The organism is Nonomuraea salmonea (assembly GCF_042428605.1).
Lineage (GTDB): Bacteria > Actinomycetota > Actinomycetes > Streptosporangiales > Streptosporangiaceae > Nonomuraea > Nonomuraea salmonea.
The window spans coordinates 1298938-1305417 of the sequence record NZ_JBHMCF010000011.1 but is presented as its reverse complement, the minus strand read 5'-3'; the positions used below and the strand labels follow the sequence as shown (position 1 = coordinate 1305417).

Annotated in this window: 5 protein-coding genes; 3 read left to right on the top strand and 2 right to left on the bottom strand. The window is 75.5% G+C overall.

All coding sequences use genetic code 11. The features are described 5' to 3' along the window. Nucleotides 1-112: 112 nt before the first annotated feature. Entirely contained in the window at nucleotides 113-1102 is a 990-nt protein-coding gene (locus ACFFR3_RS16460; protein ID WP_379483374.1) for a glycoside hydrolase family protein, read from the bottom strand. A gap of 87 nt (nucleotides 1103-1189) precedes the next feature. Here ACFFR3_RS16460 and ACFFR3_RS16455 point away from each other — a divergent pair, with 87 nt between their 5' ends. From ACFFR3_RS16455 to ACFFR3_RS16445, 3 genes are all read left to right on the top strand, one after another. Then, complete coding sequence (locus ACFFR3_RS16455) at nucleotides 1190-2143, top strand: helix-turn-helix domain-containing protein (RefSeq protein ID WP_417629305.1); 954 nt, start codon at nucleotides 1190-1192, stop codon at nucleotides 2141-2143. A gap of 177 nt (nucleotides 2144-2320) precedes the next feature. Then, nucleotides 2321-4120 carry an ABC transporter ATP-binding protein gene (locus ACFFR3_RS16450; RefSeq protein WP_345400410.1) on the top strand — a complete coding sequence of 600 codons (1800 nt, stop codon included), beginning with the start codon at nucleotides 2321-2323 and terminating at the stop codon, nucleotides 4118-4120. Next, nucleotides 4117-5820 carry an ABC transporter ATP-binding protein gene (locus ACFFR3_RS16445; RefSeq protein WP_379483373.1) on the top strand — a complete coding sequence of 568 codons (1704 nt, stop codon included), beginning with the start codon at nucleotides 4117-4119 and terminating at the stop codon, nucleotides 5818-5820. Before ACFFR3_RS16450 ends, ACFFR3_RS16445 begins: the two co-directional genes overlap by 4 nt. Here the strand turns inward: ACFFR3_RS16445 and ACFFR3_RS16440 are convergent. Next, nucleotides 5798-6445: a TetR/AcrR family transcriptional regulator gene (locus ACFFR3_RS16440; RefSeq protein ID WP_345400413.1), complete on the bottom strand. Its 648-nt coding sequence runs from the start codon at nucleotides 6443-6445 to the stop codon at nucleotides 5798-5800. The genes ACFFR3_RS16445 and ACFFR3_RS16440 overlap by 23 nt on opposite strands. Nucleotides 6446-6480 lie beyond the last annotated feature (35 nt).

The following is a 6480-nucleotide window of genomic DNA, read 5'->3' as shown; positions in this document are numbered from 1 at the left end:
TCGCCGCCATCGCCGCAGCCCTCATCTGCTACCGCCGACTCACCAAATGAGTCATCGTCTTAGGAACGTGCGTCCACGCCTCGGCCCCCTTGGAGGTGGCCGGGGTCGCGCGTCATGAGGGGCGGTTCGGCGGCGGGAGCAGCTCCGTGCGCAGGTCGTGGCTGCCGTCCGGGCGGCGGGACTCGTAGTAGAGGCGGTGGGTGCCGTCGGGGAGGGGGAGGACCTCCAGGTAGCGGACGTCCGCGACGGGGCCGCCCGCCACCGGCGTCAGGAGGCCCGATGCGCCGGGCACGGCCAGGCCCGTTCGTTCGCGCCAGTTCTCGGCGGCCGAGGCGCGGCCGTCGTAGCAGGCGCGGTCGTCCGGCAGCACGCTCGTCAGGCGGGCGCCGCGGGCGTCCCAGGTGCCGGGGCGGCCGGTCAGCACCGTGCCGTGCCAGCGCCAGGTGAGCCCGTCCTGGCTGGTCGCGTACGCGGTGCTCATGCGGTCCTCGGCGCCCGGCACGTCGAGCGGGTGGCAGCAGAGCCACGCCTGCCAGGTCCGGCCGTCGTGGCGAATCACCGGGTCCTTGACGCCGGTGCGTGCGTCGCCCGCGAAGACCGTGCGCATGCCGGCCGTCGCCAGGCCCTCCGGTGAGTCGGCCTCCAGCACGCCGATCCACCAGTGCTTGGTCCCGGGTGTGGCGCAGCTGACGTACAGGCGCCAGCGGCCCGACGGCGTGCGGACCAGGGCGGGGCGCTCCACCATGGCCGCGCGGAACCGGTCGCGGGGCAGCAGCGCGACCGTGGTGAAGCGCTCGCCGTCGGCGGAGCGGGCGATGACGTTGTGGTCCTCGGCATTGGTGGAGAGGGCTGTGGTGTCGTGGTTGTCGGTGTCGGTGTCGGTGTCGGTGTCGGTGTCGGTGTCGGTGTCGGCGGAGTCGGTGATGGCCTTGTGGTTCTTGATGTCGCGCACCCGGTAGGCGAGCACGTACGTGCCGTCGTGGTCGAGCGCGGCGCTCGGCGCGCCGGCCCAGCGCTGCGGCCCTGGACCCGGCGCGGGGACGACGATCTCGGAGCGGCCCTGGCCCGGCAGGGGGAAGGGCAGGTGCGTGGTGAGGGTCATGCGTCTCAGCGTCGCGGGACAAGCGGGTGGCGGGGGAGTGGCAGGAACGCCCATATACCGGAATTTCCTGCCATACTCCGAGGCGTGATCCGGGATGTCGTCGCCGTGGTCGGAGACGTGGCCGCCACGTTCGAGCTGGGGATCGTCTGCCAGGTGTTCGGTCTCGACCGCGCCGACGACGGGCTGCCCGTTCACGACTTCGCGCTCTGCGCGGCGGAGCCCGGCATGGTTCCGACGACGTCGGGGTTCGCCGTGCGGGTCGAGCACGGGCTCGATCGCGTCGCCCGCGCCGACCTGGTGACCGTGCCCGCCTGGCCGGCGCTCACCGCACCCGTGCCCGAGCCGCTGCTGGACGCCATGCGCGCGGCGGCGGACCGCGGCGCGCGGGTGCTGACCGTCTGCACCGGCGCCTTCCTCGCCGCCGCCGCGGGGCTGCTCGACGGGCGGCGGGCCACCACGCACTGGCAGTTCGCCGGGCTGCTCGCCCGCACCTATCCGCGCGTCCAGGTCGAGCCGGACATCCTGTACGTCTCCGACGGCCCCGTGCTCAGCAGCGCCGGAGCGGCGGCCGGGATCGACGCCTGCCTGCACCTCATGAGAGGGGAGTACGGCGCCGCCACGGCCAACGCCCTGGCCAGGCGCCTCGTGGTGCCAGCGCACCGCTCCGGCGGCCAGGCCCAGTACGTCGAGGCGCCCATGCCGCCGCCGCGCACGCCGTACGAGCTGTCGGAGCTGCTCGACTGGATGCTGCGGCACCTCGACGAGCCGCTCACCGTGGACGCGCTCGCGGCGCGCGCCGCCATGTCGCCGCGGACGTTCGCCCGCCGGTTCAAGGCGCTGACCGGCACCACGCCGCACCGCTGGCTGCTGGAGCACCGGTTGCGGCTCGCCGAGGAGCTGCTGGAGACCACCGACCTGAGCGTGGACGCGGTGGCGGCGCGGGCCGGGTTCGGCGGCGCGGACACCCTGCGGCACCACTTCGCCGCCCGCCGCGGCATCACCCCCGCCGCCTACCGCCGCGCCTTCCGCCACAGTCCCTGACGCCGGCGCCTGCCCCGCCGCAAGTCCCTGACGCCGGCGCCCGCCCCGCCGTCTTCCCTGACGCCGGCGCCCGCTCCGGCCCCTTCCTGCGCAGACGGCCCTTCCCCACGGCTCGCGCGTCGGCGGGCCTCCTCGCGTACCCTTATTCGTACGCGTACGAAAATGAAAGGGAGCGCGATGACCGCCATCGACTCCGCGCCGCCGGCGACGCGGCGCGAACGCGTCCGTGACCCCGCGGACGACGCGAGCATGACCACCCTGCTGCGCCCGCACCTCCCGGCCTTCGCCGCCGTCGTGACCCTCCAGATCGCCGGCGCGCTGGCCGGTCTGGCGCCGCTGCTCGCGGTCGTCGAGCTGGGCCGCACCCTGCTCGCGCCCGGCCCGGCCGACCCCGGCCACGTGCGGACGGTCGTGATCGCGGGCGCCGCGGGACTGCTGGTCCGGCTCGTGTGCACCGCCGCCTCGTCGGGGCTCGGGCACGTCCTCGACGCCGACGTGCAGCTCGCGCTGCGCCGGAGGCTCGCCGCGCGGCTCGGCCGGGCGCCGATCGGCTGGCTGTCCCGCCGCAGCACCGGCGAGCTGGCCAAGGTGGCAGGCGAGGACGTCAGCGCCGTGCACCCGCTCATCGCCCACGCCCCGGGCGAGCTGGTGGCGGCGTTCGTGGTGCCGGCCGCGTCGCTGGTCTACCTGCTCACGATCGACTGGCGGCTCACGCTCGTCACGCTGATCCCGGTCGCGCTCGCCCTCGCGCTGGTGCCGCTGCTCATGCTGCCCGCCAGGGCGCGCGAGCAGGAGGAGTTCGACGCGGCGATGGGGCGCATCGCGGGCTCCGTGGTCGAGTTCGTGCAGGGGATCGCGGTGGTGAAGGCGTTCGGCGGGTCGGGACGCGCCCACCGCGCCTTCCTCGTCGCCGTGGACGACTTCATCGCCACCTTCGTGCGCTGGGTGCGGGGGATGTCGCTGGTCGCCGCCGGGATGCAGCTCGCGCTGTCGCCGCCGTTCGTGCTGCTGGTCGTGCTGACCGGCGGCGCCGCGCTCATCTCAGAGGGCGGCCTGGCCCCGGCTGACCTGCTGCCGTTCCTGCTGCTCGGGCTGGGGCTGACCGCCCCTGTGGCGGCGCTCGGCCACGGCTTCGACGACCTGACCGCCGCGGGCCGCGCGCTCGGCCGGGTCAAGGACGTGCTCGCCGTACGCCCCCTGCCCGAGCCCGCCGCCCTCGTCACGCCGCACGGGCACCGGGTGGAGCTGCGCGGCGTGCGCTTCGGCTACGAGCCGGGCCATGAGGTGCTGCGCGGCGTCGACCTGGTGCTGGAGCCCGGCACCACGACCGCCGTGGTGGGCCCGTCGGGCGGCGGGAAGTCCACGCTGGTCCGGCTGCTGCCGCGGTTCTTCGACCCGGAGCACGGCGCGGTCCTGCTGGGCGGCGCCGACCTGCGCGACATCGACGCTGACGAGCTCTACCGGCGGGTCGCGTTCGTCTTCCAGGACGTGCGGCTGCTGCGCGCGCCGGTCGCCGACAACATCGCGCTCGCGGTGCCGTACGCGAGCCGCGACGCCGTCGTCCGCGCCGCCCGGCTGGCCGGCATCCACGACCGGGTCATGGAGCTGCCGCGCGGCTACGACACCGTGATCGGCGAGGAGGCGCGGCTGTCGGGTGGCGAGGCGCAGCGCGTCGCGCTCGCCCGCGCGCTGCTGGCCGACGCGCCCGTCCTGGTGCTCGACGAGGCCACCTCCTTCGCCGACCCGGAGACCGAGCAGGCGGTACGCCGCGCGCTCGCCGGCCTCGGCGGCGACCGGACGATCCTGGTCATCGCCCACCGCCAGGAGACCGTGGCCGGCGCCGACACCGTCGTCCTGCTGGAGGACGGCGTGATCACCGAGCGGGGAGCGCCCGCCGAGCTGCTGGAGCGCGGCGGCAGGTTCGCCGCCTTCTGGCACGCCCGGAATCCCGCGCGCCAAGAGGAGGAGCTGCGATGATCACCACGCTGCTGCGGGTGCTGGGCGACGCCTACGCCCGCCCGATGCGCCGCACCCTGGCCCTGATGACGGTGGCCGCCGTCGCGGAGGGCCTGGCGTACGCGCTGCTCGTCCCCGTCCTGCGGGCGCTGCTCGGGGGCGAGCCGGCCACGCCCTGGCTGGTCGCGTTCGGCGCGGCGGTGGCCGGCTACGCCGTGCTGCGCTACGCCGCCGACCTGTCCGGCATGCGCGTCGGCACCACCCTGCTGCGCGGCATGTACCACCGCCTCGGGGAGCACCTGGCGAGGCTGCCCATCGGCTGGTACGACACCACCCGCGTCGGCGAGGTCTCCGTCATGGCGGGCCGCGGCCTGCTCCAGGCGATGGGCGTGGCCGCGCACCTGCTGGGGCCGTTCGTCTCCGCGCTGGTGACGCCGCTGACGATCGTGGCCGTGATGACCGCGTTCGACTGGCGGATGGGCCTGGCCGCGCTCGCCGCGGCGCCCGCCGTCGCCGTGGTGCAGGCGCGGGCCGCCCGCGCGACGGCGGCCGCCGACGCCGACCGGCACGAGCGCGACAAGGAGGCGACCGGCCGGGTCATCGAGTTCCTCCAGGCCCAGCCGGTGCTGCGGGCGGGCGGCCGGAGCGGTGAGCGGTTCGCGCTGCTCGACGACGCGCTCCGGGGCGTGCGGCGGGCCTCCCGCGCCACGGTGCTGGCCACGGTGCCCGCCGCCGTGGGCCTGACGCTCACCGTGCAGGTGGTCTTCACCGCGCTGCTGGCACTCGGTGCCTACCTGGCGCTGGGCGGGAGCATCGGCGCCGCCGAGCTGCTGGCGATCCTGGTGCTGGCGGCCCGCTGCGCCGACCCGCTGCTGTCGCTGTCGGAGATCGGCGGCAAGTTGCGCGCCGCGCGCGCCGAGCTGGACCGGCTGGACGCCGTGCTGCGCACCGAACCGCTGCCCGAGCCCGCGACGCCGGTCCTCCCCGACCGGCATGACCTGGAGCTCGAGGCGGTCACCTTCAGGCATGGCGGCCGCACGGTGCTGGACGGCGTGTCGCTGACCGTGGCGCAGGGCGAGCGGCTCGCCGTGGTCGGGCCGTCGGGCGCGGGCAAGAGCACGCTGCTGCACCTGCTCGCCCGCTTCTACGACGTGGACGCGGGCGCCGTACGGGTCGGCGGCGTGGACGTGCGCGACATCGGCGCCGAGGCTCTCGTGTCCCGCGTCGCCATCGTCTTCCAGGACGTCTACCTCTTCGACGGCACCATCGAGGAGAACGTCAGGCTCGGCCGCCCCGGCGCCACCGACGCCGAGGTCAGGGCGGCGGCGCGGGCGGCCCGGCTGGACGAGGTCGTCGAACGCCTGCCCGGCGGCTGGTCGGCGCACGTCGGCGAGGGCGGCGCGCTGCTGTCCGGCGGCGAGCGCCAGCGCGTCTCGATCGCGCGGGCGCTGCTCAAGGACGCCCCCATCGTGCTGCTCGACGAGGTGACCTCCGCGCTCGACCCGGTCAGCGAGGCCGCGGTGCACGCGGGCATCGAGCGGCTGATGGCCGGCCGCACGGTGGTGATGGTCGCGCACCGCATGCGGACGGTACGGCGGGCCGACCGCATCGTGGTCCTCGACGGCGGCCGGGTGGCGGAGGAAGGCGGCCACGACGAGCTGGTGCGCCTGGGCGGCCGGTACGCCGCGTTCTGGGCGGTCAGCGCAGCAGACCGTCGATGAGCGCCGCCAGCGCCTCCCGGTGCGTGTCGCGGGCGTTGAGCTCGGCCCAGCGCCCGGCCAGCGCCGCCAGCCTCGGATGCGTGCCGCCGCGCAGCCCGGCGACCACCCGGTCCTCGTACGCGGGGACGCCGGCCCGGCGGCGCGCGCCCTTCACCCGGATCGTCAGGTCGCCGACGATGTAGAACCAGATCGACCGGTAGACGAACAGCGCGCGTTCAGGCGGGTTGCCGCACTCGACGGCGGCGTCGATCATCTCTTCGACGAACCACAGCGCGGAGGGCGCGATGAGGTCGCCGCCCGCCAGCACCTCGACGATCCAGAGCCGCTCGGCGAGCTCCTCGTACAGCAGGGCCGCCACCGCCAGCAGCCGCTCGCGCGGATCCGCCGGCAGCTCGGGGCGGGGGAGGGCCTTGGCCTGCTCCTCCATCAGGAGCAGCAGCAGCTCGTCCTTGTCGCGTACGTGGTAGTAGAGCGTCATCGGCGCGCTGCCCAGCTCCTGGGCCAGCCGGCGCATCGACAGCTTCTCCGGGCCCTCCGAGCGCAGGATGCGGTCGGCCGCCGCCAGGATCGCCTCGAGGGTGAGGCGCGGCGGGCGGCCGACGCCCTTCGCGCGGTCCTGTGCCATGGTCACCAGCCTATGGGGGGCGGTCCCGCCCGTCG

Excerpts from the sequence above, each read along its gene's own strand:
- ACFFR3_RS16460 (WP_379483374.1), bottom strand. The coding sequence starts at position 1,102 with ATGACCCTCACCACGCACCTGCCCTTCCCCCTGCCGGGCCAGGGCCGC.
- ACFFR3_RS16450 (WP_345400410.1), top strand. The coding sequence starts at position 2,321 with ATGACCGCCATCGACTCCGCGCCGCCGGCGACGCGGCGCGAACGCGTC.
- ACFFR3_RS16445 (WP_379483373.1), top strand. The coding sequence starts at position 4,117 with ATGATCACCACGCTGCTGCGGGTGCTGGGCGACGCCTACGCCCGCCCG.
- ACFFR3_RS16440 (WP_345400413.1), bottom strand. The coding sequence starts at position 6,445 with ATGGCACAGGACCGCGCGAAGGGCGTCGGCCGCCCGCCGCGCCTCACC.